The 24,290-nt window shown below is 60.7% G+C and carries 32 protein-coding genes and 1 tRNA gene; 14 read left to right on the forward strand and 19 right to left on the reverse strand.

Annotated features, from left to right (window positions below; genetic code table 11):
• Positions 1 to 42: 42 nt before the first annotated feature.
• From FGU65_RS14335 to FGU65_RS14365, 7 genes are all read right to left on the reverse strand, one after another.
• Positions 43 to 477: a fasciclin domain-containing protein gene (locus tag FGU65_RS14335; RefSeq protein ID WP_301665186.1), complete on the reverse strand. Its 435-nt coding sequence runs from the start codon at positions 475 to 477 to the stop codon at positions 43 to 45.
• 77 nt (positions 478 to 554) lie between these two features.
• A complete protein-coding gene (locus tag FGU65_RS14340) occupies positions 555 to 983 on the reverse strand; it encodes a fasciclin domain-containing protein (RefSeq protein ID WP_301665187.1) in 429 nt (142 codons plus the stop codon).
• A gap of 42 nt (positions 984 to 1,025) precedes the next feature.
• Positions 1,026 to 1,454, reverse strand: a complete 429-nt coding sequence (locus tag FGU65_RS14345; protein ID WP_301665188.1) for a fasciclin domain-containing protein — start codon at positions 1,452 to 1,454, stop codon at positions 1,026 to 1,028.
• A gap of 197 nt (positions 1,455 to 1,651) precedes the next feature.
• The gene (locus tag FGU65_RS14350; protein ID WP_301665189.1) at positions 1,652 to 2,098 is read right to left on the reverse strand and encodes a fasciclin domain-containing protein; all 447 of its coding nucleotides are present in this window, start codon (positions 2,096 to 2,098) and stop codon (positions 1,652 to 1,654) included.
• Positions 2,099 to 2,218: 120 nt separating this feature from the next.
• A complete protein-coding gene (locus FGU65_RS14355) occupies positions 2,219 to 2,788 on the reverse strand; it encodes a DUF447 domain-containing protein (RefSeq protein WP_301665190.1) in 570 nt (189 codons plus the stop codon).
• Entirely contained in the window at positions 2,776 to 3,597 is an 822-nt protein-coding gene (locus FGU65_RS14360) for a triphosphoribosyl-dephospho-CoA synthase (RefSeq protein ID WP_301665191.1), read from the reverse strand. The genes FGU65_RS14355 and FGU65_RS14360 overlap by 13 nt, the downstream gene beginning before the upstream one ends.
• Positions 3,569 to 4,705 carry a methanogenesis marker 9 domain-containing protein gene (locus FGU65_RS14365; RefSeq protein WP_301665192.1) on the reverse strand — a complete coding sequence of 379 codons (1,137 nt, stop codon included), beginning with the start codon at positions 4,703 to 4,705 and terminating at the stop codon, positions 3,569 to 3,571. The genes FGU65_RS14360 and FGU65_RS14365 overlap by 29 nt, the downstream gene beginning before the upstream one ends.
• Before the next feature lie 147 nt (positions 4,706 to 4,852).
• On the opposite strand from FGU65_RS14365, the gene cfbA reads away from it, so the two are divergent.
• From cfbA to FGU65_RS14395, 6 genes are all read left to right on the forward strand, one after another.
• Complete coding sequence (gene cfbA, locus FGU65_RS14370; RefSeq protein WP_301665193.1) at positions 4,853 to 5,260, forward strand: sirohydrochlorin nickelochelatase; 408 nt, start codon at positions 4,853 to 4,855, stop codon at positions 5,258 to 5,260.
• Positions 5,261 to 5,265: 5 nt separating this feature from the next.
• Positions 5,266 to 6,426, forward strand: coding sequence for a coenzyme F430 synthase (cfbE, locus tag FGU65_RS14375; protein WP_301665194.1), 1,161 nt, complete (start codon positions 5,266 to 5,268; stop codon positions 6,424 to 6,426).
• Positions 6,427 to 6,432: 6 nt separating this feature from the next.
• Positions 6,433 to 7,497: a Ni-sirohydrochlorin a,c-diamide reductive cyclase catalytic subunit gene (cfbD, locus tag FGU65_RS14380; protein ID WP_301665195.1), complete on the forward strand. Its 1,065-nt coding sequence runs from the start codon at positions 6,433 to 6,435 to the stop codon at positions 7,495 to 7,497.
• On the forward strand, positions 7,494 to 8,867 hold the full coding sequence (cfbB, locus tag FGU65_RS14385; protein ID WP_301665196.1) for a Ni-sirohydrochlorin a,c-diamide synthase: 1,374 nt from the start codon (positions 7,494 to 7,496) through the stop codon (positions 8,865 to 8,867). Before cfbD ends, cfbB begins: the two co-directional genes overlap by 4 nt.
• An 88-nt stretch (positions 8,868 to 8,955) precedes the next feature.
• The gene (gene ilvE, locus FGU65_RS14390; RefSeq protein WP_301665197.1) at positions 8,956 to 9,822 is read left to right on the forward strand and encodes a branched-chain-amino-acid transaminase; all 867 of its coding nucleotides are present in this window, start codon (positions 8,956 to 8,958) and stop codon (positions 9,820 to 9,822) included.
• Positions 9,823 to 9,895: 73 nt separating this feature from the next.
• Positions 9,896 to 9,968: transfer RNA gene (locus tag FGU65_RS14395), tRNA-Glu, on the forward strand.
• Here FGU65_RS14395 and FGU65_RS14400 read toward each other — a convergent pair.
• The 5 genes from FGU65_RS14400 to FGU65_RS14420 form a co-directional block, all read right to left on the reverse strand.
• A complete protein-coding gene (locus FGU65_RS14400) occupies positions 9,950 to 10,147 on the reverse strand; it encodes a hypothetical protein (protein WP_301665198.1) in 198 nt (65 codons plus the stop codon). The genes FGU65_RS14395 and FGU65_RS14400 overlap by 19 nt on opposite strands.
• A gap of 300 nt (positions 10,148 to 10,447) precedes the next feature.
• Complete coding sequence (locus FGU65_RS14405) at positions 10,448 to 10,747, reverse strand: transposase (RefSeq protein ID WP_301665199.1); 300 nt, start codon at positions 10,745 to 10,747, stop codon at positions 10,448 to 10,450.
• 457 nt (positions 10,748 to 11,204) lie between these two features.
• Positions 11,205 to 11,432 (reverse strand): type II toxin-antitoxin system HicA family toxin, encoded by a 228-nt coding sequence (locus tag FGU65_RS14410; RefSeq protein WP_301665200.1) that lies wholly within the window; start codon positions 11,430 to 11,432, stop codon positions 11,205 to 11,207.
• A complete protein-coding gene (locus FGU65_RS14415) occupies positions 11,429 to 11,632 on the reverse strand; it encodes a type II toxin-antitoxin system HicB family antitoxin (RefSeq protein ID WP_301665201.1) in 204 nt (67 codons plus the stop codon). Before FGU65_RS14415 ends, FGU65_RS14410 begins: the two co-directional genes overlap by 4 nt.
• A 495-nt stretch (positions 11,633 to 12,127) precedes the next feature.
• The gene (locus tag FGU65_RS14420) at positions 12,128 to 12,541 is read right to left on the reverse strand and encodes a hypothetical protein (protein ID WP_301665202.1); all 414 of its coding nucleotides are present in this window, start codon (positions 12,539 to 12,541) and stop codon (positions 12,128 to 12,130) included.
• A gap of 384 nt (positions 12,542 to 12,925) precedes the next feature.
• Between FGU65_RS14420 and FGU65_RS14425 the strand changes: the two genes are divergently transcribed.
• A complete protein-coding gene (locus FGU65_RS14425) occupies positions 12,926 to 13,696 on the forward strand; it encodes a phospholipase D family protein (protein ID WP_301665203.1) in 771 nt (256 codons plus the stop codon).
• Between the two features lie 64 nt (positions 13,697 to 13,760).
• Here FGU65_RS14425 and FGU65_RS14430 read toward each other — a convergent pair whose 3' ends face one another.
• On the reverse strand, positions 13,761 to 14,243 hold the full coding sequence (locus tag FGU65_RS14430; RefSeq protein WP_301665204.1) for an HNH endonuclease signature motif containing protein: 483 nt from the start codon (positions 14,241 to 14,243) through the stop codon (positions 13,761 to 13,763).
• Between the two features lie 148 nt (positions 14,244 to 14,391).
• Between FGU65_RS14430 and FGU65_RS14435 the strand changes: the two genes are divergently transcribed.
• The 4 genes from FGU65_RS14435 to FGU65_RS14450 all read left to right on the forward strand — a co-directional run bounded on the left by FGU65_RS14435 (position 14,392) and on the right by FGU65_RS14450 (position 16,223).
• Positions 14,392 to 15,543: a DUF8808 domain-containing protein gene (locus tag FGU65_RS14435; RefSeq protein ID WP_301665205.1), complete on the forward strand. Its 1,152-nt coding sequence runs from the start codon at positions 14,392 to 14,394 to the stop codon at positions 15,541 to 15,543.
• Entirely contained in the window at positions 15,531 to 15,908 is a 378-nt protein-coding gene (locus FGU65_RS14440) for an HIT family protein (protein WP_301665206.1), read from the forward strand. The genes FGU65_RS14435 and FGU65_RS14440 overlap by 13 nt, the downstream gene beginning before the upstream one ends.
• A gap of 65 nt (positions 15,909 to 15,973) precedes the next feature.
• Positions 15,974 to 16,165: a hypothetical protein gene (locus FGU65_RS14445; RefSeq protein WP_301665223.1), complete on the forward strand. Its 192-nt coding sequence runs from the start codon at positions 15,974 to 15,976 to the stop codon at positions 16,163 to 16,165.
• Positions 16,143 to 16,223, forward strand: coding sequence for a DUF365 domain-containing protein (locus FGU65_RS14450; protein ID WP_301665221.1), 81 nt, complete (start codon positions 16,143 to 16,145; stop codon positions 16,221 to 16,223). Before FGU65_RS14445 ends, FGU65_RS14450 begins: the two co-directional genes overlap by 23 nt.
• A gap of 43 nt (positions 16,224 to 16,266) precedes the next feature.
• Here FGU65_RS14450 and FGU65_RS14455 read toward each other — a convergent pair whose 3' ends face one another.
• Positions 16,267 to 16,509 carry a HepT-like ribonuclease domain-containing protein gene (locus FGU65_RS14455; protein ID WP_437344454.1) on the reverse strand — a complete coding sequence of 81 codons (243 nt, stop codon included), beginning with the start codon at positions 16,507 to 16,509 and terminating at the stop codon, positions 16,267 to 16,269.
• Between the two features lie 162 nt (positions 16,510 to 16,671).
• The gene (locus FGU65_RS14460; protein WP_301665207.1) at positions 16,672 to 16,962 is read right to left on the reverse strand and encodes a hypothetical protein; all 291 of its coding nucleotides are present in this window, start codon (positions 16,960 to 16,962) and stop codon (positions 16,672 to 16,674) included.
• A 269-nt stretch (positions 16,963 to 17,231) separates the two neighbouring features.
• On the opposite strand from FGU65_RS14460, the gene FGU65_RS14465 reads away from it, so the two are divergent.
• On the forward strand, positions 17,232 to 18,182 hold the full coding sequence (locus FGU65_RS14465) for an ADP-ribosylglycohydrolase family protein (RefSeq protein WP_301665208.1): 951 nt from the start codon (positions 17,232 to 17,234) through the stop codon (positions 18,180 to 18,182).
• A gap of 181 nt (positions 18,183 to 18,363) precedes the next feature.
• Here the strand turns inward: FGU65_RS14465 and FGU65_RS14470 are convergent, their stop codons facing one another.
• Positions 18,364 to 21,810 (reverse strand): UvrD-helicase domain-containing protein, encoded by a 3,447-nt coding sequence (locus tag FGU65_RS14470; RefSeq protein WP_301665209.1) that lies wholly within the window; start codon positions 21,808 to 21,810, stop codon positions 18,364 to 18,366.
• 266 nt (positions 21,811 to 22,076) lie between these two features.
• Between FGU65_RS14470 and FGU65_RS14480 the strand changes: the two genes are divergently transcribed.
• Entirely contained in the window at positions 22,077 to 22,310 is a 234-nt protein-coding gene (locus FGU65_RS14480) for a hypothetical protein (RefSeq protein ID WP_301665210.1), read from the forward strand.
• 51 nt (positions 22,311 to 22,361) lie between these two features.
• On the opposite strand, the gene FGU65_RS14485 is transcribed toward FGU65_RS14480, so the two are convergent.
• Positions 22,362 to 22,850, reverse strand: a complete 489-nt coding sequence (locus tag FGU65_RS14485; RefSeq protein WP_301665211.1) for a hypothetical protein — start codon at positions 22,848 to 22,850, stop codon at positions 22,362 to 22,364.
• Positions 22,851 to 22,874: 24 nt separating this feature from the next.
• On the opposite strand from FGU65_RS14485, the gene FGU65_RS14490 reads away from it, so the two are divergent.
• The gene (locus tag FGU65_RS14490) at positions 22,875 to 23,075 is read left to right on the forward strand and encodes a hypothetical protein (RefSeq protein WP_301665212.1); all 201 of its coding nucleotides are present in this window, start codon (positions 22,875 to 22,877) and stop codon (positions 23,073 to 23,075) included.
• 258 nt (positions 23,076 to 23,333) lie between these two features.
• Here FGU65_RS14490 and FGU65_RS14495 read toward each other — a convergent pair whose 3' ends face one another.
• Together FGU65_RS14495 and FGU65_RS15940 are read right to left on the reverse strand one after the other, a co-directional pair.
• Entirely contained in the window at positions 23,334 to 23,960 is a 627-nt protein-coding gene (locus tag FGU65_RS14495) for a tetratricopeptide repeat protein (protein WP_301665213.1), read from the reverse strand.
• A gap of 25 nt (positions 23,961 to 23,985) precedes the next feature.
• Positions 23,986 to 24,168 carry a tetratricopeptide repeat protein gene (locus tag FGU65_RS15940; RefSeq protein WP_367652391.1) on the reverse strand — a complete coding sequence of 61 codons (183 nt, stop codon included), beginning with the start codon at positions 24,166 to 24,168 and terminating at the stop codon, positions 23,986 to 23,988.
• Between the last annotated feature and the right edge of the window lie 122 nt (positions 24,169 to 24,290).

Genomic DNA, 24,290 nt, shown 5'->3' on the forward strand with positions numbered 1-24,290 from the left:
AGGGGAGGGCGTATATCTGTTGCGGTCACCCGGGAACGTGCCTCATATCCACTTTGCCGTCCGTGCCTCGGCGGCTCTCGGGATGAGCAGGGCGTCGATGACGTGGATATACCCGTTCGAACACTCGATGTCGGGCTGGACGATCGTCGCGGTGTTCACCTGGATCGCCCCGCCGGCCTCGCTGATATCGATGTGGTCGCCGAGCAGCGTCTTGATCGACTCCGCTACCCGCAGGTCGTTGGAAACGAACTTCCCGGCAATGACATGATAGGAGAGTATATCGGTCATGTTCCGCCGGTTTGCCATGATCTCGTTGAAGACCGCCTCGGAGACTCCGGTTATCGCCTCATCCATCGGCGCAAAAAGCGTATACGGCCCCTCATGCGCGAGCGTCTGTTCCATCCCCGCTTCCCGGATGACCCCGAGAAGTTTCGTAAATCTCCCGTCGGCCTCTGCAGTCTCGATGATATTCTTCATCTCCATACCCCCGGACGTGACGCTCTCTCTTCTGTCATCTTCTATATAAGGGCTTGTGAGACGCCAGGCCGGGCGGCCTACCGGGGCAGGATCTGGGCCGCGGACTGTGTGAGCAGCACGGTGTCGATGGCGTGGCAGACGCCGTTTCCTGCCTCGATATCGGCGGCGACGACGTGCGCATCGTTCACCATCACCCGGTCGGCTGACGCCTCTATCCTGAGATCCGCACCCTGCAACGTGGCGACCGCCGATCGCTCCATAAGGTCGTTTGCGGTCAGCCGCTCCGGGACGATGTGATAGGTCAGCAGGTCGGCCGCACGCTGCCGGCTGTGGACGATATCGTGCATGACCTGCTCCGGGATGCCGCCGAACGCGGCATCGGTCGGGGCAAAGAGGGTGAACGGTCCCGCCCCCTGCAGGATGCTCTCAATCTCCGCCGCCCGGACGAGTTCGAGCAGGCGTGAAAATCTGCCCTCATCCTGCAGCGTATCGATGATGTTCTGCATCGCACACCTCCGGAAAAAAATGAGATCCAGATGTCCCCGGCCTCACCGCGGTATCGGAATTTCTGCCTTCTTTGGAACCAGTACCGTGTCGATGATGTGGCAGACGCCGTTGGTGCACTCGATGTCCGCCTGCGTGACCCGGGCATCGTTCACCCGCACCGTCCCCTGCGACGCGTCGATGGAGAGGTCTTCGCCCTCCAGCGTCTGGACCGAGTTCTGCTGCATGATATCCTGCGCCATCATCTTCCCGGAGACCACGTGGTACTTCAGGATCGACTGCAGCAGGTCTTTGTCCTTGAGCGCGCTCTGCAGCTGGTCTCTCGAGAGCTTGTTGAAGGCGCTGTTCGTCGGGGCGAAGACCGTGAACGGCCCCTGTGAACTCAGGGTGTCGGTCAGCCCGGCGGCGTCGATCGCTTTGAGGAGCGTGTTGAACCGCCCATCATCCTTTGCCGTCTCAATGATATTCTTCATTGCTCATTCCCTCCTGGGGCGGTCCGGTTCCTCTGCCGCTCAGATATTTAAAAATTTGTATACGCCGAGTAACTGCTCCGTGCTCGCCGATACGCCCGATTTGGCAGACGGCTTGTCGGACAGGCGCGTATCGATACAGAGAGAAGAGTGTGGGTGTTTCTTCCCACAACGCACCCTTCCGGCCGGCAGTCTGTATCTCACTGGCCGGTCTTGGCGTAGGCCTCGTAGGCCTGTGAGAGGGTTGCGAATGGCACTTTGTCGATGACGTGGATGATCCCGTTGTCGGCCCCGATGTCCTGGTCGATGACCTTTCCGGTCTCGATCTGGTAGCCTTCGTCGGTCTTCATCACCTCGAGGTTCACCCCCTCGACGGTCTGGATGATCTTCTTCTCCGCAAGGTCGTCGATCGAGTACTTGTGCTCGCCGATCTGCATAAAGTCGAAGAGGTGCCAGAGCATCTGTTTGTCGTTTAAGATCATCGACCGGTTCGGCTCCGGGATCTCGTCCCAGGCCGAATCGACCGGCACGATGAGCGTCATCGGTCCCGCGCTCTTGAGCATCTCCTCCTTGTCGATCGACTGGACGACCTCCAGGAACTTCCCGAACCGCCCGTCATTCTTCAGGGTCTCGAAGATATTTGCCATACCATGTACCTCCGTTTGTTACGGGCGTTCCTGCGACTCGCTAATATATATTCCTTATTATAATTGTAAAGCCATGGAACTGCCCCTCCGGGCGGGGGTTTTGGGGCGAAAAAATGAACCTTATTCCGGAGCTTGCTTTGCGATATAGCCCTGCAGAAGGTCGAGCGCCTCCCACTCCCGCCGGCCGCCGCACTTCCGGACGAGGGATGCGTGGTGGTCGATCAGGCGCCGGAGATGGGGGTCGCCGGTCCGCACGTAGCGGGTGGCGTGGACGGTGGCGTCGATGATGCTCGCAAAGCCCCGGTTCACCGGGTGCAGCCGGAGGTCTTCGACCGCCTCGCGGAGCAGGGTGAGCCTGACGACGTGCGCCTCCTGCGTCGAGCGCTCGACCTCGGCGGCAAAAGCGATCCAGGCCTCCGCGTCCACGAGGCGCTGCACCGACGTCCCGTCGACCGCTTCTGTGCGGAACGCCTCCGCCGGAAGGTCCTCAAACGCCGTCCTGACCCAGACGACCGGGTCGTAGACGAAGTTCGCCACGATCCAGCCGTCCCGCAGGACGTTCTCCGCGGTGTGGCTGCCCCGGAAGAGGACCATCCGGGGAACGGCGTCCCGGCAGATGATCCCTATCGGCGCCGCGTTGCCGCTGGTGGTGGCGATCACCTCGTTGATCCCCTCGCCTAGCAGTCCCACTGCCACCCCTCCCCGAGCGCGACGTAGATCCCGGCGATGGTGATGTCGGCGATCGATCCCGGGTTGATCCCGCCTGCGATGCACTCGTCGTCGAGGTCGGCGATCGTCCGGGCTCCGGCGACGACCTCGCGTGCGTGCTCCCGCGTCTGCAGCGCCACGGCCTGGCCGTGCTTCTTTGCGATGAAGGTGTCGGGCTCTGCGGCGAGGAGGTTCATGAACGCGGCGACGATCGCCTGCCGCCCGCCCCCGTGCTCGTGGAGGAGGTCGGCGGCTCTGCGGGTCAGGGCGTAGCCGTTCGTCCACTCCCGGGCGACCATATCGTTCATCGCCGAATACGCCATGATGTCGAGCAGCGTCATCCCGCGCTCGCGGATGGCGGCGACGGATGCCGGGTCATTGACATCGAGGCCGTCGCCGTCCGGCATCCGGACCTGCGTGAGCCCGAACGCGGCGTAGAAGTCGACGGCGTCCTCGACATCGGTCTCCCGGACGGCGGCGAGCGCTCCTGCGATATCTCCGCCGGCCAGCAGGGGGAAGAGCAGGATGTAGGCGCCGAAGTGGGTGTTGCCGCCGGCGTGACCGCTGGTCAGACGAACGGCCTCCCTGATGAGAGCGCCGAGCCGTCCTCCCTCCCGTTCGGCCCGCTCGAAGGCCGGGCGGACAAAGATCGTGGAGGCGAGAAAGTGCTCGAGCCGGGTGTCGGCGTAGTCGTGGCAGCGGTCGACGTTGCCGGGCTTCGGGTAGGCCGTCACCTCCAGCATCATCGCGAGCTGGGCGCGTTCAGTCCGTGTCGGCGGCAGATGCTCCATTAAACAACCTGTGCATCAGTTTATCGGCGAGGCGGTGTTTGTAGCGCATGTAGTCCTGGATGGAGATCCCCATCTTCTGGAGCGTCATGTTCCGGAACATGCAGGGCGAACTCGCCTTGCAGCACCAGGCGAGGCTGCCGAAGCAGGTGTTTTTTCCCTCGGCGAGCGGCGTGCCCATCACGGCCTCCTGCTTCATCTTCAGGTAGTCGTCGCGGCTCATCCCGATCTTCTCCAGTGTCGGGAGGAGCGGGCAGTTCTTCACCGGCATGCAGCAGAAGGTCAGCGCCCTGATGTCGCCGCCGCGGCAGAGTTGTTTCGGGGCGTTGTACCAGCCGGTCTCCTCGGCTGAGCGGGTGATGGCCGCATCGAGCCCGGAGAGCGTCCAGGGATCGGATTTTCGGGCGAGGGAGACGAGATCGGCACCCCGGGCGAACATATCCATGGCTTTGTCGAAGCTGGTTATTCCGTTATTGGCGATGAGGGTCAGGGGGCAGACATTCCGGATCTGGCGGAGTTTTGCGTGGCCGAAGTCCATCAGGTCGATATGGAGGATATCGGCGCCGGCCTTCCAGAGTGCGACCGCGAGGGCGCGGTCGTCGGCAGTGACGCCGGCGCGGATCTTGACCGAGACCGTGACGCCGGCGCTTTTCAGTTCCCGGACCGTCTCGACCAGCCGGGCAGGGTGGTGGAGCAGGTATTCGCCGCACCCGGCCTCGACCATCGCGGGCTGGCGGCAGTGCGCGTCGATCTCGTAGACCACGCTCTCCTCGAGCGCCTCGGCGATCTCGCGGTAGGCCGCGGGTGTGCTGCCGCGGAGGTTGATCCCGGTGACGACGTCGCTCTTCTCCAGAAGCTTGACCTGCCGGGCCAGCTCCTCGACCGGGTCGTCGTATATGAACTCTTTCCTGCCTTCGGCTGCCATCTGCGCACTCGCCTCGAGCGTCGGGCGGTCGATGGAGTATCCGCCGATGAACGCGGCCCCGATATGCGGCGCACGCTCGAGCACATAGGCGGCGTCCACGATGCCGGCCATGGATGCGATGGCTATCGGTGTTTTGACAATTCGATCGTTTATGAGGAGCTCAAAACGATCATAGGCTTCCATCATGATTCCTGTACTTTTCGTGCTGGAAGGGGAAATTGTTTTGCGTCCACCCCTCCCCGGGCACGAACCCGGCGCGGGACGGGACGGCGCCGATGCGGTGGGGGACAATCGGTAAGTATTTTAAATTCCTATCGTAGTACCTTGTGCTATATGGCTACAAAAGGAATGTTACTGGTCGGACACGGGAGCAAACTTCCCCACAACAAGGAGCTCATCGAGACGACGGCCGCGATGATCGCCGAGCGCTCCGATGAATACCTGGTCAAGTCCGGGTTCATGAGCATCAACACCCCCTCGGTCGAGGAGCAGCTCGAGGCCTTCCGCAGTGAGGATATCGATATGCTCGTCGTGGTGCCGCTCTTCCTTGCCAAGGGCATCCACATCAACAAGGACATCCCCGGGATCCTCGGGCTCGCCGAGGGCACCCGGAAGGGCACCTTCCGGCTGAACGGCAAAGAGGTTCCGCTCTACTACGCAAGCCCCATCGGCAGCGACCCGCTGCTCGCCGAGCTGATGCTGAAGAACGCGAAAGAAGTCGTCGCCGAACTCGCCGACTAATCAGTATGCGGCTGCTGGTGCTGGACACCATCCACGGGGGGGCGGAGATCGCCGCGGCTCTGCGCTCCCGCGGCCACGAAGTCGACGCAGTGGACGTCTACCGGGGAGAGGGGGGGATCTCGGTCAGTGAAGCGCTTGCCCGGGAGTACGACTGCGTTACTGCGCCCGTCCACCTCGACCCGGACCACCCCCTGCTCCGGCCGGACGCGGTCTCCCACCACGAGGCGGTGGGGATGCTTCTCCGCGATGCGGTGCCGTCGCCGATGATCGAGGTCACCGGCGCCCGCGGCAAGACGACGACTGCCCACGCCCTCGCCCACCTGATGCCGGGCGCAGGCATCCTCCACACCTCGGCCGGGACGCGGCGCTGCCCGGACGGCGAGGTTCTCTGGCGGCGGAGCATCACCCCGGCCTCGGTCATCCCGGCCGCAGAAGCGGCCGGCGGCTGGCTGATCGCCGAGGAGTCGCTCGGGGTGACCGCCGCCGGCGACGTTGCGGTGCTGACGAGCGCCGACGATTACCGTATCGCTGCCGGGAAGAAGAGCGCCCTCGCCGAGAAGTGCCGCTCGCTTTCCCGGGCGAAGACCGTCGTCGTCCCGCCCGGGGTCACGCTCCCCGGCGCCGTCCGGGCGGAGGAGGCGGTCTCGTTTGCGGGCATGATCTGCCGCTACGACTGCTGCGGGATCGCGGGAGCGTTTGCAAATCCCCTCTGCACCCTCGCCGGCTACAAAACGCCCCTGATGATGGCGGCGGCGACCGCCTGCGTCCTCGGGATCGATCCGGCCCCGCTCGCGGACTTCGCCGCCCTGCCCGGCCGGATGGCCTCGCGGGTCGAGGATGGCGTCCTGATCGTCGACAACGCAAACAGCGGCACGAACGTGGCGACGACGGTCGAGGCCGCCCGCTACGCCCGCAGCCTCTCCGGGGAAGAGCGTATCACCCTGGTGATCGGGGTGCTTTCCCAGACCGTCTGCGAGGGGTTCCCGGCGGCGGAGGTCGAGCGGGCCGTCGCGCTCGTCCGGCCGGACCGGGTCGTCTACACCGGCAGCGACTGGACGGCGAGCGGGAGATCCCACACCGCCGCCGACCTTGCCGAAGGGCTCGCCCTCGCCCGGTCGCTCACGGACGACGGGAGCATCGTGCTCGCAGTGAAGACATGGAGATAGAGACGTATGCACTACATTCAACCAAGGCCGAGTTCGATCGTGGCCGCGCTCTACACGGCGCGTGACCTCGGGGTGGACGTCGCCGTCCTCCACGGGCCGTCCGGCTGCTCGTTCAAGCACGCCCGGCTGCTCGAGGAGGACGGGATGCGCGTCCTGACGACGTCGCTTGCAGACAACGAGTTCATCTTCGGCGGCCAGGAACCGCTCGAGCGGGTGCTCCGCCACGCGGAAGCGACGTTCTCGCCCCGCCGCATGGCGGTCGTCGGCACCTGCGTCGCGATGATCATCGGCGAGGATATGCAGTCGGCGGTCCGCGACTCCGGGATCGCTACCCCGACGATCGCGGTCGACATCCACGCCGGCTACCGGGAGAACATCGACGGCGTCATCGCCGCGCTCGAACCCGCGGCTGCGGCGGGCTGGATCAGCGCCGACGAGCTCGAACGCCAGCGCCACCTCCTCGGCAAGGCGAACGAGGTCGAGCGGCTCCGGGGAGCAGCCTGTAAGGACTATATCGCGCCGTCCCGCGGCGACCTGAAACACGTCGCTGCCGGAAAATTGCTCGAACTCGCCAGCTCCGGCGCCCGGGGCGTCGCGATCATGAACGCCAAGAAGGAGACCGCCTACATGTTCGCCGACGAGCTCCTCGCGCTCCATGACGCCTGCCCGGAGGCGAACGTCACCTACATCGCGAACCTCGAGCAGCGGGGGCTCCCGAAGGTCAGGGAGGACGCGAGCCGGATCCTTGCCGGGATGCGGGAGCGGGGCGTGAACCCCGAGCTCCTCGGCGCCCTCGACGAGTACGGGGCGCTCGGTGACGCTCTCGGCGAACGGCTCCGCGAACTCTCCCCTGACTTCGTCCTCCTCGTCGGCGTCCCGCACGCCATCCCGCCGGAGTACACCGCCGGGATAGAGGTCTTCTCGGTCACCAACGGCCCCCGGCAGGTGGAGCCTCTCCGGGAGATCGGCCACGCTCACGTGGTGGTCGAAGTCGACCTGCACCCCAAGACCCTCGGCGTCCGCGCGATCGTCGAGAGCGAATTCGGCGCCGTGCTGCGGAGCATGGCATGAAGACATTCCTCGTCTCCGGCGACCGTTCCGGGAGCGGCAAGACGAGCATCACCCTGGCGCTCTCGGCCCTCCTTGCGCGGGAGCGGCGGGTGCAGACCTTCAAGGTCGGGATGGACTACATCGACCCCTCTTACCTCGCCGGGGTGACCGGCCGGCCGTGCCGGAACCTGGACGGCTACGTGATGAGCCCTGAAGAGATCCGGATGGTCTTCGACCATGGCTGCCGGGACGCGGATCTCGGGATCGTCGAGGGCGTCCGGGGGCTCTACGAGGGCGCCGAGGCCCTCACCGACCTCGGGAGCACCGCCGGTGTCGCAAAACGCCTCGACCTTCCGGTCATCCTGGTCGTCAACGCCCGGAGCATCACCCGGAGCGCCGCGGCGCTCGTGAAGGGCTTTATGGCCTTCGACCCGGAGGTGCGGATCACAGGCGTCATCCTGAACAACCTCACCGGCACCCGCCACCGCGAGAAAGCCGTGACCGCGATCGAGCATTACTGCGGCGTCCCGGTCGTCGGCACGATCCCCCGCACCCCGGAGATGGAGCTTGCGATGCGTCACCTCGGGCTCGTCCCCTACCGCGAGGGTTCCGGAAACGAGGACTTCCACCAGCGGATCGCGGCGATCACCGAGAAGATCGGCGAGCACGTCGACCTCGACCGTCTCCTCGGGCTTGCGGACGACTACACGCCGCCGGAAGCGCTTGACCCCTTCTTCGCCGCGCCGGAGCCGGACACCCGCATCGGCGTCGCCCTCGACGAGGCCTTCAACTTCTACTACGCCGAGCTCTTCGACGTTCTCCGGGCGCAGGGTGCCGAGCCGGTCCCCTTCTCGCCGATCCACGACCGCCTTCCCGAGGCGGACGGCTACGTCCTCGGCGGCGGCTACCCCGAGCTCTTCGGTCCCGAGCTCGAGGCGAACGCACCCCTGCGGGAGGCTTTGTGCGAGGAATCCCGCCGCGGGACTCCCATCTACGCCGAGTGCGGCGGGCTGATCTACCTCACCGAGCGGATGGTGCTCGCGCCCGGGTTCCACGGCGCCGAACGGCAGGAGGTCTACGAGACGGCCGGGGTTTTTGCGGGCGAGACCCGGATGCCCTCCCGCCGGATGCTCGGCTACGTCGTGGGGGCGAGCAGTGCGGACTGCCCGCTCGGGGCCGCGGCCTTCAAGGGGCACGAGTTCCACTACAGCGACGTACGGCTCGCGGACGGGGTGCGCTACGCCTACCGCCTCTCCCGGGGCGGCGGGATCGCGGACGGTCGTGACGGGGCGGTGCGTGACCGGACGCTCGCGAGCTACGTCCACCTCCACCCGGTCGCGAGCCGGGGGATGTTCGCGCATTTCGTCGATCAGTGCCGCATCCGGAGCTGAATCCTCCGGCTCTACGCTCTTTCTGCCGTAATTTTGGTATCGGTGATGAAGCGGAACTATTGTAAAGAGCAGGTGCCAAAATCAGTATATGATCATTTATCTTGACGGCCGGTACGTTCCCGAGGAGGAGGCGAAGGTCTCGGTCTTCGATCACGGACTGCTCTATGGAGACGGTGTTTTCGAGGGGATCCGCGCCTACAACGGAAAGATCTTCCAGCTCGAGGCGCACCTCGAGCGGCTCTACGACTCGGCAAAGACGCTTGATCTTGCGGTCCCGATCTCCCGGGAGGAGATGGCCGGGGTCATCAGGGAGACGCTGCGGAAGAACAACCTGACCGACGCCTACATCCGCCCGATCGTCACCCGCGGCAGGGGCGACCTCGGCCTCGACCCCCGGAAGTGCCCGAAGGCGACGGTCATCGTCATCGCGGTCGAGTGGGGCGCGATGTACGGCGACCTCTACGAGAAGGGCCTCTCGGCGGTGACGGTCTCGGTCCGGAGGACGCCGGCGGAGGCGATGCCCCCGAACGTCAAGAGCCTCAATTACTTAAACAACATCCTCGCCAAGATCGAGGCGAACTACAAGGGCGGCGACGAGGCGATCTTCTTCGACACGAACGGCTACGTCTCGGAGGGCTCCGGTGACAACATCTTCGTTGTGAAGAACGGCGAGATCGTCACCCCGCCGACCCTGAACAACCTGCGCGGGATCACCCGGCTCGTCGTTCTGGACCTCGCCCGCTCGCTCGGGATCACCGTCCGCGAGCAGAACCTCGGCTACTACGATCTCTACTCCGCCGACGAGGTCTTCGTGACCGGAACGGCGGCGGAAGTCGCCCCGATCCGCGTGATCGACGGCCGTATCATCGGCACCGGCAAGCCCGGACCGGTCACCCGCCAGCTGATGGCCGGCTTCAAGCGCGTGACCGAGACACAAGGCACCCCGATAGCCTGATCGGCGGGCAGAAATATCCGCAACAAAACTTTTTTATCTGTATCCGTCGAAGTTATATGGCACACCTGTGCGCGCTGCTATAGTGTAGGGGCCAATCATGTCGGCCTTTCACGCCGACGACTGGGGTTCAAATCCCCATAGCAGCACTCCCGTTTTTGAAAACAGCCGCGGATGAGGGCTCGATTCCTGGAATAACCTGTCTGATAATAGCATCAACAAATCCAGATACGTTATTCACGTTGTTTTTCAGGTAGTGATACGTCTCTTTTGATATCGTGAGGCTTAATATAAGGCGTTTACGCTCCAAATTCGTCCCGATTGCCATTTGCTCATTTTTCCTCGATTCTCTTCTACTGTACGTACAGTTGCGCAACTGTGCGGACAGTTATAGGGAGACATTAGAGCTCGTGTCATAAAATGGGGGTGTAACATGCGTTATTTTTGATGCGTTCGATTATATGGGGATTTCATACTGTCGCCAAGTTCGGCCAAGTCTGTAGATGGATGGTAACTCTATTACCGGAATTGCCGATCAATCCACCCAGAAATCGTGGACGGCAATAGTCAAGTCTGGCAGCGGAAATACGAGTGGACGATACGCGAGGCGGATGTTGTTACCGGCGGTTTACTGCCTGACGAGAACCGCATGATGCGACTTGAAGTTATTGAGGACGATGACGAGCCGTTTGTTTGGATTTGCCCTCCGATATTCTTTCAACACCTCCTGGATGTCTTCCTGTTTGGAGCGCTCCCGGAACGTGATGATGGACGTGCCGTTGACGGCAAAAATTGCGAAGGTATTGACCCGGATCTTTGCGGTATTCTTCATGAGCGGCGGGTGGTCGAACGACCACATCCGCTGGGTATTGGCGGTCGTCTGCAAAGAATACTCGTCCAGGAACCCAAGCACCGTGTGCTTGCTCATCCGCGGGAATTTTTTTGAGCAGCCTCTTTGCATCCGCAGGTCTGCGATAATCTTGTGGATAAGGTTTCCTGTAGCACATGCCGAACGACTTCTGTGAGGGTCGTTTTCTCGAAGAATCCGGCCCTGATTGCTGACATATAAGTTTTGCTTAACCCATTTTGTATAGCACGCATCCAACCGAGATCCCTCTGTCTCAATTACCGGGGTGCATTCGTTCCAGCCATCAGAGCACCGCATCTTCTCTCTTCCGATCGAACGACCGGACGCAATTCAGCACCGGTACCCCCGCCCGGGACCGACGTCTGTGATGCCAGTCCAGATGAGTATGAATCACGATTCGGGAGTTTGTCGACGCGAGACCGGGCCTGCTCTCCTCGAGGAGGAGTGGCGACGGGACGGCGGGCGGGGGAGCGGCCTTCCTTTTTCGGGCGGTGTCGCCGGGCGCAAGGGTGACGGCCTAGAACAGATCATGCAGGTCTTCGACGGTCATATCGGCCTGTTTTAAAATATGCGACAGAGTAGAACGCTTGACCGGTTTATGCATAGGGACTGTCAGTTTCAGTGTTTTATCCGGCAGATGCTTTTGCAGGCGGATATGGCTGCCACGCGTGCGGACGACGACCCACCCGTCCCGTTGAAGAGCCGCAACGATTTTGTCATAATCAAGAACAGGTACCTTACTCATACAGCAATCTCAATCTGCTCGGCTGTTTCGCTAAAGACGAGATCATCCTCAACAGTTTCAAGATACAGGTCAATAGCTTCCCGGATATTTTCCAGTGCTTCATCCCTCGTATCGCCCTCGCTGATACAGCCGGGAAGGCTTGGTACATAGACCGTATAGCCTCCTTCCTCACTGGGTTCAAGCACTACACGCAGTCTCATACCCTACAGTATCAATCCGGGGAATTTATACTTAATTGCCGTACAATTCGAGATTCCGCGACGTTGATCGAATTCGTCAGATCCAGTCGAGGCTCGGATGAGCGGCGGGACAATGGTAGTTCCAGCACCGGACCTCCTGGGTCAGGCAGATTGTCGTCAGCAATGGGGCTTCAGACCTCACGCCGGTCGGGTGTGATCGATGCACTCCGTGTTGAGGAGTGACCAGGAGATCAGCTCAATTGTAAAGTCCTCTCTTTCAGACTGTTTCCGCTAATGCTTCTCAAAGAGCATTTGGTTGGAATCCCCTGGCGTTTTGGGTAAAACAGGGACATCCGTGCAATGGAAGGTCGGCCTCCTGGCCCTATTGTGTCACTTTTTTCAGAAGGGTGCGTTCAGTTTTGCGTTTGGTGAAGTTCCTAACCATGGTTAGTACTAATCTGGATTAGTACTCAAGGCTTCGCTCCCTGGTATAGATCCTTAGCCCTGGTATGATCCTTAGTATTCTAAATAACCCTCGCCGTAGATCCCCGTCGCGATCTCGTCCTCGATCGTGTCGGTCTCCTTTCTCGCGACCGCCTCCTCCCGCTGCCGCCGCAGGTCGCTGACGAGATCCCGTACAGTATAGATGTTGACGGCGTTGTACGATGTTTCATCGTATTCCAGCGCTGCGATCTCCGCGAGCGCCTCCTCGAGGCGGTCAAGGTCGCTGTACTGGCCGACGGCGATACGGAACCGGCCCGGGATCGGCTCTGCGGTGCAGCGGAAGTTCCCCCCGATCGCGTGGCCGAGGAGGATCTCGTCCACAACGCGGCCTCGCTCCGGCTCGACTGCTATCTCCAGGACTGCCGGCTCTATCTCGGAGGTATCGATATCGCCCACCCCGAACCCGGCGATGACGGTCAGCTGCATCCGGCACGCTCCATGTTATCGTTGATCTTCGATCCCTATTATCGGCATTATTGTTACTGCACTCACTTTTTCCCTTAATATGCTGGTTTCGTTAAATGCCTTCTTCAACGCTTGCCAAAACACTTGGTCGAGTGTGCTCAACTTCCTCAAGTAGTGGTTGTACTATCCTGCGAAGTTCGCAGAGGATCTCATCCCTTTCTTCTCGGTTGTTGAAATCATAAAAGAGTTATGCTGCTCGGATCAGGAGCGGAAGATCTACTGTGATGCCTTCGCATGAGCTATCCATTCTTGTATAGGACGAATTATTCTCTTTCAGGGGCTAAACGAGCATATAAAAACATTTTTCGTCTCCTTGCCACAATGTATCACATTAGGAGCAGTCTCATGGCCGATTTTCTCGATGCATTGGGTGTCAGTGCAGCGATCTCTGATCTCATCAAGAACGCTGCGGAGCAGATCTCTATTGTCAGCCCGTACATCAACCTGACTCCGCACAATAAGAAATACCTCCAGAGTATCGACGACAAGAGGATTCCTATCAACATCATCTACCGGAGCGACGCGACCCTGAACCCGGAGGATCTGGCATTTTTCAAACAACTGCAGAGCGTTCAGATTTATAAATGCAACGATCTCCATGCCAAATGCTATCTCAACGAGCAGTTCGGCATCATCACCTCGATGAACATGTACGAACACTCACAGAGCAACAATTGGGAGATGGGTGTTCGGTTCTCGCGCGAAACGGATCTCGACCTCTATACCCAGACCGTCAACGAAATCGATAGAATTCTGAAAGCGAGCCATCCGGAGCGTGGTGGTCGAACAACTGGTGCTACTTCGGCAAATCAACGGGTCTTTGAACCGAAAAAGCCCTACAAGACAATATCGCCAAAGTTGAAGACTCCTCCGAAGAAAGGGTTCTTTGAGAAGGCGCTTGACTCGGTGCTGGGTGAGGAGGCGCACTGCATCCGGTGCGGAGAGATGATCGACTACAACCCGGAAAAACCATACTGCACAAAGTGTTTCGCCTCCTGGTCACGCTTCAATAACCCTAGCTATAAAGAGAAATTCTGCCATAAGTGTGGAGTCAAATGTGCGACAACGAAAACCCGGCCGATCTGTGATGACTGCTACACGGCCTATTATCGATAAGGATTGCTCGTTACTGCCATTTCTGCTTCTTCCGAGTAGAATGATTGTCTATTAACATATTGGACTAAAAAATTTTAGTCCTCTTCTTCCACTCGTTCATTGCATCCTGCTGCTGGCTGTTCCACTCGTCTAATACGCTAGTAGGGCGTTTTTTGGATGGTTTTTTAGGAGGTTTGTTTTCTTGAGTATGTCCAACAGGTTTGGACTGTTCAGCCTTTCCCTGTTTTTGCTTATAGTCCTTGAGCTTCGCTCTTGCATGAACACCTGCCTTTTTATGGCAACTATGGCATAACAATTCTAAGTTATCTGTAATTGTATTACTTCTATCGCCGTCCAGATGATGAATTTCAAAATCTCCGGGATCTTTATCGTACGGTTTTAAACAAATTGTACATCTTCGTTGACAATTATCTACAACCATTTGGCCTTGGGCACTGGAGGGGTTAATTCTCTTTCCAGTGTTCTTGATTCCTTCTTTATATCGTTTAAGCATGCCCTGATAGAGTTTGCTTACTCTGATCTGAAATCTTCGTTCATTAAACACCATGTGTGACAATTTTCTTAAGGCTATTTAAAGCTTCTGGATTTATTTGACTCACAGTTTAATTGTCTCGTTAAAGTTCAGGGTATACACGCAATGCCAAACCAAAACCGGCACCCATATCATCCCGCTCTCCGATTTCTCCCTGAAGAGCATGGACCTCGCCGAATACCGAAGGATCAATACTATCATCGAGCGGGACAGCGCCGACGCGACCTATAAGTACGCTCTTCTGCGGGCGGTCATCGAGGTCTGCCAGCAGTTCCCGCATCTCCGGGAGGACGATGGGGATGCGGTCTCGTTCCCGCTCGGGCTGCTCGTCGAGAAGTGGCTGCTCTACTACTATCCGATCTTCGCGGCGGCGACGTTCATCCCGCAGAAGAACGGGGAGACGCCGGACCAGAATGCCGGGAAGGCCGTAACGTTTCGGAAGCATTTCATGCCGGTCATCGACTACTACCGCGACCGGGGCGGGCTGTCGGTCTTCTCCAGCGACTACACCCGCGGCTCGGTCCCGGAGGAGATCCAGCCGGCGCTCCGGACGCTGGTGAAGAGTATCCGGACCACCATCACCCAGATGCCGATGAAGCACCTCGGCTACTCGCAGGCGAAGGAGCACTACTCGGTCTTCGACTGCTCCCGGCCGCTGTACCGGCTGCCGAAGGGCCGCCCGGTCGACCGGCTCTATCTGATCGAGAACGCCGGCCGGTTCTCCCTCTCCCGCGACCTCTGCACGATCTTCGAGTACTTCGGGAGTTTCATCTCCGGGGAAGAGTGCCTGCTGAAGAAGTGGGCTGCGTTCACCGCGGCGGCGGACAAGACCGGAACCGTCACCGAAGAGTGCATGCTCTCCCTGCTTGCGAGGACGCCGACGACCGAGCGGGCGATCGCGGATGCACGCGGCATCTACCGCTCGGTCTTCGCGGAGGAGGGGCGGCTGACCTGCGTCTGGTCGGGCAGAGCCATATCTTCGCCGGAGGCGATGCATATCGACCACGTCCTCCCGTTCTCGGTCTGGAAGAACAACGACCTCTGGAACCTGCTCCCCGCCCTCGCGCCGGTCAACGCCGAAAAGCGCGACCGGATCCCCACCCGCCCGCTCCTTGAGTCCCGCCGGGAATGCATCGTCGGCTACTGGGACCTGCTCCACGACCACGCACCACGCCCGTTCGAGCGGGAGATCGCGGTTTCGCTCCTCGGCAGCAAGCGGCTGCAGAGCGGCTGGCAGGATGCGGCGTTCGAGCGCCTCGCCGACACTTGCGCCTACTTAATCGACGTCCGGGGGTACGCGGCATGGGCGATCTGACCTGCCCGTTCTGCAGTCCTCGTCCCGAGGAGATCGTGCTCGCCAACGATCGCTGCTACGCCCGCTACGACAAGTACCCGGTGAACCCCGGCCACCTGCTGATCATCCCCTTCCGGCACGTCGCCGGGTTCTTCGACGCGACGGACGAGGAGCAGGCCGCCCTCTTCGCGCTCGTCCGCGAGGCGAAAGAGCTCCTCGATGAGCGGTTCCGTCCCGACGGCTACAACATCGGCGTGAACGTCGGCGAAGCCGCCGGACAGACGGTGATGCACCTGCACGTGCACGTGATCCCGCGGTATGGTGGGGATATGGAGGAGCCGCGGGGCGGGGTGCGAGGGGTGATTCCGGAGAAGCGGGTGTATTGAGAAGGATTCGATCCCGGCGATCCGACGCTGCGAGGAAAACTCCCGCGGAGCAGTTGGGATGATGCTTGCCTGACCGGGACGCTCTCGTCTTCTCCCCGTCGCACGAGGATGCCGGCGACGTCGTCTTCCTCACCCGCGACGAGGCTGCTGCCTGCCGGGCCGATCCGGAGAAGTGGCAGGGGCCCGCAGGTCCGGAAAGGAGCGGCGACGAAGCGGCCGTGGCTTGCGCTCGAGCTGGAGAACGTCAGTCAATATGAACATCCGGAGAAGCCGGAACGGTTCGTGCCGGTCGGCGGAAAGTATCTGCGGGAGTAGCCTTCGGTGAAAGGAGAGCGTTCATCTGAAGCAGCGGCCGGAGTCATCCTTCGCCGCTGTGAGAAATTGATACCCGGTCGGCCTCATCGAGAATTGCACGGATTCCCTGCTTCAGTACCGGCAGGTCGTCGCGTATCGTCAGAAATACCGCTTCGTAATCCACGCCGAAGTAGTGATGGCTGATCTTATCCCGCATTCCTGCTGCTTCTTTCCAGGGGATCTCCGGGTGTTTTCTTCGCATCTGCACGGAGATGTTCTTCGCTGCCTCGCCGATGATAGTAAGCATGCGCTCAATTGCGGCGCGTTCAAGCCGGCGGCTGCTGAGATCTTCCGGCGGTGAAATGTCTTTTTAAAAACTCCTCGATGCTCTCGATGGCATCATCAGTTATACGTGTCTGAAGAAAGCGAAAAGATCTGCACATGTCCGGCCGCTGCCCGGAATGCTCGATCACCGCACCTTTGAGCGGACGCGGGTCTCGCTCGGCGGCGTCAGTCCTTCAACGGCGACCCCGGCTACTGCCACCATGTCGGTGGAGAGCAGCCGCTCCAGGGTGTACGCACCGTCTACGCCACAACTCGTCGGATAGGAATGGTTCGTGAGGAGATCAGAATCGTGTTTTAGTAAACCGTTATCTGCCAAAGCAGTCCGAATCTCGACTTTACTGTCGAGGAGATGCCGAAATGAATGGGAGAGCGTCTCTCCCATCGTTCCGCACTGATCGAGCAACTCTTCTACCAAGGCTTCAGGCAGTTCGTTGAATGGCTGAATTTCAGAAGAGTCTGCCTGCATATACTCACGGAACCTGAATATTGGAGTGGTTTACGAGGAGATTTATTAATTTTGTGATTTTAACCTGAATTTTGCGGGATTCTTCTGCTGGAAAGGGGATATTTACTATTTTAAAAGGGGGCAATTGTCTTTTGAGGGCTGGCTTTGGACAGTATATAAGACAGATCAATCGGGAACACAGTCTATGTGCATATTATTACAGCAAACAAATTATCCTGATGAGAGTACCCATGAACCGCAGCGAACGCTATCGCGGCTGCCTGCTCGGCCTGGCCGTCGGCGACGCCCTCGGGACGACACTCGAGTTCCGGCCGCCCGGGACATTCGAGCCCATCGACGATATGATCGGCGGCGGTCCGTTCCACCTCAGGCCCGGAGAGTGGACCGACGATACGTCCCTCGCCCTCTGCCTTGCAGAGAGCCTGATCGAGACGCGAGGGTTTGACCCCGTCGACCAGCTGGAGCGCTACGCCCGCTGGTATACAGAGGGGCATCTCAGCAGCACCGGCACCTGCTTCGATATCGGGACGACGACGCGGGAGGCGCTCTGCCGGTTCATGGCATCCCGGGAACCTTTTCCGGGACTGCAAAGCCCGCGTTCCGCAGGCAACGGGTCGATCATGCGGCTCGGGCCGGTGCCGATGTTCTACGCCGGCGATCCTGCCCGGGCGATCGAGCTCGCCGGCGAGAGTTCCCGGACGACCCACGCCCTGACCGTGACCGTGGACGCCTGCCGCTACTTCGGGGCGCTCATCGTCGGTGCCCTTGCGGGTGCGCCGAAGCAGGAACTGCTCGCAGAGCGGTACGCGCCGGTCGCCGGCTCCTGGCAGGATCGCCCGCTCTGCGACGAGATCGACGCCGTCGCGGCAGGCTCGTTCCTGCACCGGGACCCGCCGGAGATCCGCGGGACCGGCTACGTCGTAAATTCCCTTGAGGCGGCGCTCTGGGCTTTCAGCCGGAGCAGCACGTTCGCAGAGGGGTGCCTGCTGGCCGTGAACCTCGGCGACGACGCCGACACCACCGGGGCGGTCTTCGGACAGCTCGCCGGCGCCTACTACGGGGTGGAGGGTATTCCCCGGTCGTGGCGGGAGACGATCGCCCACCGGGAGCTCATTGAAACGTATGCGGAGCGGCTGCTGCAGTGCGGCGTGCCGCACAGTTCGGGATAACCTCCCCTCCGGGAAATTTCTCTTCTGTGCAAATAGGAAATCAGGCCTTCAATCATTTGTCGAGTTCTCAAAAAACGCTGTTGAGACTGGCGATCCGTGTAGTCGGATCACAGGATAGCACTCCACGATCCTGCAGGTCATTCTTTGACTTCATCTGGGGGTATGGCAACACCTCCCTTCCCTACCGCGCCTTCCAGCGACAGATCGGTCCGTAGTCGCACCGGAGGCAGAAAGGACCCGGCTGAGCCGGGAATTCCCGGTTATTGATCCCCTGGATGTAGGTTCTGGCCGTCGTTCTCGCGGCGTCGAGCTGGTCCGCGTCGACGCTGACGGGGACGACCGAGGAGTCCTGCAGGAAGGCGAGCGATGCCGATCCCACCTGTTCGCCGCAGGTGGTGAGCCCGAGCGCGTAGAGGCGGACCTGCAGCGCAGCCTCCTCCGGCGTGACCACCTTGCCGGAGGTCTTGTAGTCCCGCACCTCGAGGCCGTCGCCCTGCTGGAGGACAAGGTCGACGCGACCGGCGACCGTGGCGTGTTCCATGGGAAACTCGATCCGTGCCTCTATCTCCCGGACCCCTCGCATATCCTCCGTATGATCGGAGCTGAACTTCAGGAGCTTCGCCCTGGCATCCGCCCTGAGCTTCTCGAGCCGTGCGCCGTCCACATAGGGCATGAAGAAATGCTGATCCACCGCCCGTGCGACGGCGCTGACCGGGATCTGACCGGCCCTGATCATCTCGGCCGCCTCGCCCATACAGGCGTGAAGCGCCTTCCCGTAGCCGATCAGGTCGGAGAGGGGCGGCTCATAGCCCCAGATCTGCCGCAAGCGGTAGAGGTGCGGGCATTTGCCGTAGGTGATCAGCTCCCCGGCGGTGTAGGTCTGGATCTCGTCCGTCTCTCCGGTGGCGGAGAGAGGGTGGAACGGCAGTGCATCGCTCTCCTCGAGGAACGTTACCTGCTCCGAGTCGGCGAAATCCTGCGCAAACACGCTCATCCGCTTCGGCCTTCCGTTCTGGGAAGCAAAGCAGCTTGCGACCAGGAGATCCCTGGCACGGGTGACCGCAACGTAGAACAGTTTCCGCTCGCTCTCCAGATCCCCTTCGTACTTCTCCGCATCGAAGAGCTCCCTCGGGATGAGCCATTCCTGCGGCTTCCCGATCATGCCGGACGGGAACCGGCCATCCACAATCGCCGGTACAAAGACCACCGGCCATTCAAGGCCTTTTGCCTGGTGGACGGTCATGATCTGCACCGCCTCAACGCCCCGGACGTCGTCGGGTGACTGCTCGTCGTAGGCTGAGGTTGCGTAGGCGTTGACGTACTCGCAGAGCCACGCAAGCAACTGATTCCAGTCTCTCGGTGCGCCACCAAACCGGTTGATCGACTCAAAGTCGGTGAGCAGTTTCGCGAATTTGCCCAGGTTCGCCAGCGCGACTGCATCCCCGGGGTCTTGCGGATCAAACCGCTGGTAGCTGAGCGTATTCAGGAGATCGTAGTACATCGTGATGAGATCGGGGAAGGCCTCACCCGCCGCCGCAGCCTTCCACGCGGAGAGCCGCTCCCCGATATCCCCGGGAAGGGTGCCGCCCGGGATCACCTCCTTCCAGTCCCGGCATCCCGAACGGAGGAGGTCGTCGTCGATGTAGACCTCGTTGAAGTCATACCGGGACTTCTGGAAGTAGCCGCCTTCCACGACCCACATGAACAGCTTCGCGACGGCCAGGACCTCCGGGCGCCGGAACAGGCCGACCTTCCCTCCCACGACGAAAGGAATCCCACGTTTCCGGAACTCATCGATGAGGACCGGCGCGGACGTGGTGACGCTCCGGAGGAGGATTCCGATATCACTGTACCTGCAGTTCTCTGCATCGACGTAGCGCTTGATCTGGTCGGCGATCCATTCGGCTTCACTGAGATCGGATCTGCACCCGACAAGGTACACACCCCCGGGGACCTCCCGGAACGCGGCAAGAGGGTCATACCGCCTGCCGGCGAACCCGTCGGCTACGGTGTTTGCCACGTCAAGGATCGCCGTCCCACTCCGGCGGTTCTCTGCGATCGTGACCTCATCCGGATTCAGGCCCTCGGCGAACTGTTCAAAACACCGCTCGTCGGAGCCGCGCCACTGGTAGATCGTCTGACGGGGATCGCCCACAACAAATGTCCGGGCATTCGTCCCGAGCAGCTGGATCAACCGCTCCTGCGCCCGGTTGATGTCCTGGTATTCGTCCACGATGAGGTACCTGACGTTCGCCGCAAGCCCGGGATGACGCTCCAGCTGCTCAACAGCAATATGGATCATGCGGTTAAAGGTCAGGCGCCGGTGGCGTGCGAGGGCGTCCTCGTATGCTTCAAGGGAGGCGGAGAACCCGGGAGCCTGCTCGCGGAGGACGGTGCGGTCGAGCATCTCCGCATAGACGACGTTGAGGTTTTTCAGAAAGGCCTCGCACTTCCGGGGGTAGTTGCCCCCCTCCGGGAAGTGGCAGTCCCAGCCGACCCGGAGCAGAAAAGCCATCTCCTGGTTTTCATCGAGTTCCCCCCAGTTGCCATAACCGCAGGCGTCCCGCAAAAGCGAGAGGCAGTAGGCGTGGATCGTCCCGATGTACATCTCCCCGAGGCGGGAGCACGCCTCTTCGCCACCCAGATGTGCGACCCGGTCGTAGATCCGGCTCTTCATGCTCTGGGCCGCCTTTTTTGTAAAGGTAAACGCGACGATCGACGCGGGGTCGACCTGCTCGACGAGGAGGAGGTGGACGATCTTCCGGGTCAGGGTCTCGGTCTTCCCGGCGCCGGCTCCTGCGATGATCCGTATGCTGGTGTTCTGGGACAGGACTGCCTCCCGCTGGCTCGGGGAGAGGGGCTTGGGGCTTTCGAGGATCTGTTCCTCTGCGAGCGGGCCGGCAGTGCACGGCTGGGGAGGTGCCGGCCGGGGCAGCCGCACCCGCGAGGGATCCGGCCGGTCCACCGGCGCTGCGGGTGTTGGTTCTGCTTTTACGCGTGGAGCCGGGAGAACCGGCTCTTCGGCCGGAACTGCCCTATCGGTCTCCGGATCGTACTCTTCCAGCCGGAGCTCCTGGACGATCGCCTCCATGTCCACCGGCAGGAGGGTATACCCGGTGGCGTTGAACCTGAGATTTTCCAGGAGGGTCTGTGCTGTGACGATCGCGAACCACGGGAACGCACGGGTATTGACCTGGCCGTCGGGATACCCGCTCCCGGCCTCAAAATAGCCCCAGGCCCCTACCCGTCGGACGTACTTCTCGTCGATCTCTGGAAAATGCTTCTCCCGGATCGGCAGCAGTTTGTCGAGGAAGCTGAACCGCTCTCTTTCGAGCTGCTCAAACAGGTTTTTCCTGAGCGGGACGACCGCGCCTTCTGCGGTTCTGACCTCCCAGACCCCGTTCTCCAGCCCGATAATCTCTCCCTGGTATGCCTTGAGTTCGAGGATGACCGGACCGCCGGGAGCAAGCACCACGCAATCGAGTTCCCCGGAGGATACCCGCACATTGGTGAGCACAAACACCGTTTCGTCGTCGTACTCTTCCCTGAGTTCTGCAACGATCTCTTTCAGCTGCCGGTGCTCATGCCCGTGTTCCCCACGCCTTCCTCGAAAAAATCGGAGCCCCATACGACGGATCGCCACCTATCTGGAAAGGGTATCTTTTTTTAATCGATATAAAGTACCTGTTTTACAATCTGCGGCTGCAAAGGGCTAATCAAGAACTGCCGGGAGGTAACGGTGGATAGGGGGTATAGTGCAACTCGTCTTCTACCAGTCGCACGAGGACACCGGCTACGCCGGCGAGGCCGCCATCGGGCGGATCGTCATCGCCGACGACCCGCTCGCGTATCTTCGATACCTACGGCGACGCCGTCTTCCTCACCCGCGACGAGGTGAAAGCCTATCTGGTCGAGCAGGAGAAACGGCAGGGGCTGCGTGTCTGGCAAGGGGAAGCGAGAAGGCGGCCGTGGCTTGCTCTTACTCTGGAGAAAATCCGACTCTGCGAGCACCCGAAGAAGGGCGTCTCACAGAACCGGGGTGTGAAGAGCGCCCTTACCCGCACGAGCGATTACCTGAAGGGCACCCGGGGGGTTTCGGGGGCGTTCACGGTGAGAAGCAGCGTGTGATTGGGTTCTCGATCAAGTTGTTCTTGCATTGAGGGGAGAATGATGGCGGGGTCAGAGCTCCCCGGCACTCACCTGCCGCCCCTCCGCAAGCTGCCTCGCCGCCCTGAGCATCAGCTCCGCACGGGCGCGAAGGAACGCTTCAAAGTCGGCCTTCACCTTCTCGTTCTTCTCAGGCTCAGACAGGCCTTCGTAACCGCCGTTGGCGAGCTCGCGGATGGGAATGAGATGCGACTGCAGCCGATCGCGAACAATCGTCTCCGACGTCCATTCATACCGGTCCTTGAGGTAGCGGAGCGGGTCTTTCCGGCCGATGGCCATGTTGGTCGTATCGGCGATGAGTGCGCAGTTCAGTGCCAGGAAACTGTTGATATCCGCTTCCTTCAGCAGGGCGTCGGGGTAGATATGGTGGTAGTGGCGCTGCTCAATCGCGTCTCCATTCAGGCGCTCGCCGGTTGCGAAGTCGAGGGCTCCCGGCCGGCAGGCGACGGCAAGCACGCCGCGGCCCCGGATGGTTGCCCCTTTCGGCCATTCGGCTGTCATCAGTTCTTCGGCCTCGACGAAGGCGTGGTCGGCGAAGATGGGAACGTCCCCGATGCCGTACGGAGTGCCGTCCGGCTTTTCTTCACCGGTGACGATCCGCTTCAGGGCGGTGAAATCGGCGAACGCACGGGTTGCGGCTGCATTCTCGTAGCGGTCGGTGAAGAAGGCGTGCCAGAGGTACCGCTTCAGCAGGAGCTCGTCCTGCCCGCGCTTGTCGCCGGATAATACCCGGTAGCGTTACCCGGTCATCCTCGGCTGACCGCGTTCCCCTTAGCGGCACTTTCAAGCAATTGTGCCAATGCCTTATTCTCCAGTATCACTGCAGTGACAGTAGTTAGTGCAGAGATCGGCCTTTCACCCTCTTTGGGCAGCTGCCTGCTTTGGCGACGGCAAGTAGCTCATGGACAATGTGCGTTCCTTGTTCGGTGTGAGTGTAAGGTATCAGAGATAGGGATACACTGGTTGTTTGGATTTGCTCCTTTATCATTCGAAATAGTACATCTGAGGGATATGGTCACGGTTATACCGGGCCTGCGCATACCCGGGATCGATCTCCAGGGCACGGGTGAAGCAGGCGAACGCTTCCTTAAACTCCCCTTTTGCAACAAAATCGAGCCCCTTCGCGTTCCAGGCAACTGCGTCGTCGGGATTGTTTGTGAGGATGGTGTCGTACCACTTGTGCCCCTCCAAAACCTCCTCTCCACTGCAGATGGCCTGGGAGAGGAGGATTCTGTCAAGTTCAAACTGTGACGGAGAGCGTTCCCCCGTGTCCGGCGCATCGAGCTCTCCTTTATCGCCCTGGAGAGACGACACCAGATCGTCCAGCAGCCTGTTATTCCGGTAGGCCGGCGAGCGCAGCACACGCTCCTTTTCGGTCAGGGTCTCTACAAGCCCCTCGAGCTCCTCCCGCAGTGCGGGATTCTGCATCGCTGATGCCGAAAGCCGCAGAACGAGAGAGCCGTCATCGGCCGAAGCAACCGAGACCCATTTTACCGTTGACCGGATCTCTGCAGCAACAGCCGGGTCGATACATTCCGACTCGACAAGCAGCTCTGCACATTCATCCGCATCTTCCGTCTCGAAATACCTGCTGATCTGTATCTCTACCATGCTTCCATACCCCTAAAGTTAGCCTTCACCCGCTCTCGGACGTCCTACGCCGCTCGGCGATAGACCTGTTCTTCCGGGCGGTTTCATCCTCCGGTTCAAGGTACAGCGCCCGGTCAAAGCATACGATTGCCTCGTCGTACTGGCCGAGGATCGTATGGACGTACCCCTTGTTGTTCCAGGCAATGGCAATCTCCTCGTCGATCTCCAGCGCCCGTGCATACCATTCGAGGGCTGCACCTGAATATTTCCGAGATTATTGAGCGACGCAGCATTCGGCGATACGCCGAGTATCTTCCGATAATAGCAAGCCTTCGTCTCCGGGTCCTCTTC

The organism is Methanoculleus frigidifontis, from assembly GCF_030464345.1.
GTDB classification, from domain to species: Archaea; Halobacteriota; Methanomicrobia; order Methanomicrobiales; family Methanoculleaceae; genus Methanoculleus_A; species Methanoculleus_A frigidifontis.

Bases quoted from the DNA above. Each gene is read 5' to 3' on its own strand.
- FGU65_RS14335 (WP_301665186.1), bottom strand. From the start codon at position 477: ATGAAGAATATCATCGAGACTGCAGAGGCCGACGGGAGATTTACGAAA.
- FGU65_RS14340 (WP_301665187.1), bottom strand. From the start codon at position 983: ATGCAGAACATCATCGATACGCTGCAGGATGAGGGCAGATTTTCACGC.
- FGU65_RS14345 (WP_301665188.1), bottom strand. From the start codon at position 1,454: ATGAAGAATATCATTGAGACGGCAAAGGATGATGGGCGGTTCAACACG.
- FGU65_RS14350 (WP_301665189.1), bottom strand. From the start codon at position 2,098: ATGGCAAATATCTTCGAGACCCTGAAGAATGACGGGCGGTTCGGGAAG.
- FGU65_RS14360 (WP_301665191.1), bottom strand. From the start codon at position 3,597: ATGGAGCATCTGCCGCCGACACGGACTGAACGCGCCCAGCTCGCGATG.
- FGU65_RS14365 (WP_301665192.1), bottom strand. From the start codon at position 4,705: ATGATGGAAGCCTATGATCGTTTTGAGCTCCTCATAAACGATCGAATT.
- cfbA (WP_301665193.1), top strand. From the start codon at position 4,853: ATGGCTACAAAAGGAATGTTACTGGTCGGACACGGGAGCAAACTTCCC.
- cfbE (WP_301665194.1), top strand. From the start codon at position 5,266: ATGCGGCTGCTGGTGCTGGACACCATCCACGGGGGGGCGGAGATCGCC.
- cfbD (WP_301665195.1), top strand. From the start codon at position 6,433: ATGCACTACATTCAACCAAGGCCGAGTTCGATCGTGGCCGCGCTCTAC.
- cfbB (WP_301665196.1), top strand. From the start codon at position 7,494: ATGAAGACATTCCTCGTCTCCGGCGACCGTTCCGGGAGCGGCAAGACG.
- ilvE (WP_301665197.1), top strand. From the start codon at position 8,956: ATGATCATTTATCTTGACGGCCGGTACGTTCCCGAGGAGGAGGCGAAG.
- FGU65_RS14400 (WP_301665198.1), bottom strand. From the start codon at position 10,147: ATGGCAATCGGGACGAATTTGGAGCGTAAACGCCTTATATTAAGCCTC.
- FGU65_RS14405 (WP_301665199.1), bottom strand. From the start codon at position 10,747: ATGAGCAAGCACACGGTGCTTGGGTTCCTGGACGAGTATTCTTTGCAG.
- FGU65_RS14410 (WP_301665200.1), bottom strand. From the start codon at position 11,432: ATGAGTAAGGTACCTGTTCTTGATTATGACAAAATCGTTGCGGCTCTT.
- FGU65_RS14415 (WP_301665201.1), bottom strand. From the start codon at position 11,632: ATGAGACTGCGTGTAGTGCTTGAACCCAGTGAGGAAGGAGGCTATACG.
- FGU65_RS14420 (WP_301665202.1), bottom strand. From the start codon at position 12,541: ATGCAGCTGACCGTCATCGCCGGGTTCGGGGTGGGCGATATCGATACC.
- FGU65_RS14425 (WP_301665203.1), top strand. From the start codon at position 12,926: ATGGCCGATTTTCTCGATGCATTGGGTGTCAGTGCAGCGATCTCTGAT.
- FGU65_RS14430 (WP_301665204.1), bottom strand. From the start codon at position 14,243: ATGGTGTTTAATGAACGAAGATTTCAGATCAGAGTAAGCAAACTCTAT.
- FGU65_RS14435 (WP_301665205.1), top strand. From the start codon at position 14,392: ATGGACCTCGCCGAATACCGAAGGATCAATACTATCATCGAGCGGGAC.
- FGU65_RS14440 (WP_301665206.1), top strand. From the start codon at position 15,531: ATGGGCGATCTGACCTGCCCGTTCTGCAGTCCTCGTCCCGAGGAGATC.
- FGU65_RS14455 (WP_437344454.1), bottom strand. From the start codon at position 16,509: ATGCTTACTATCATCGGCGAGGCAGCGAAGAACATCTCCGTGCAGATG.
- FGU65_RS14465 (WP_301665208.1), top strand. From the start codon at position 17,232: ATGAGAGTACCCATGAACCGCAGCGAACGCTATCGCGGCTGCCTGCTC.
- FGU65_RS14470 (WP_301665209.1), bottom strand. From the start codon at position 21,810: ATGGGGCTCCGATTTTTTCGAGGAAGGCGTGGGGAACACGGGCATGAG.
- FGU65_RS14485 (WP_301665211.1), bottom strand. From the start codon at position 22,850: ATGACAGCCGAATGGCCGAAAGGGGCAACCATCCGGGGCCGCGGCGTG.
- FGU65_RS14495 (WP_301665213.1), bottom strand. From the start codon at position 23,960: ATGGTAGAGATACAGATCAGCAGGTATTTCGAGACGGAAGATGCGGAT.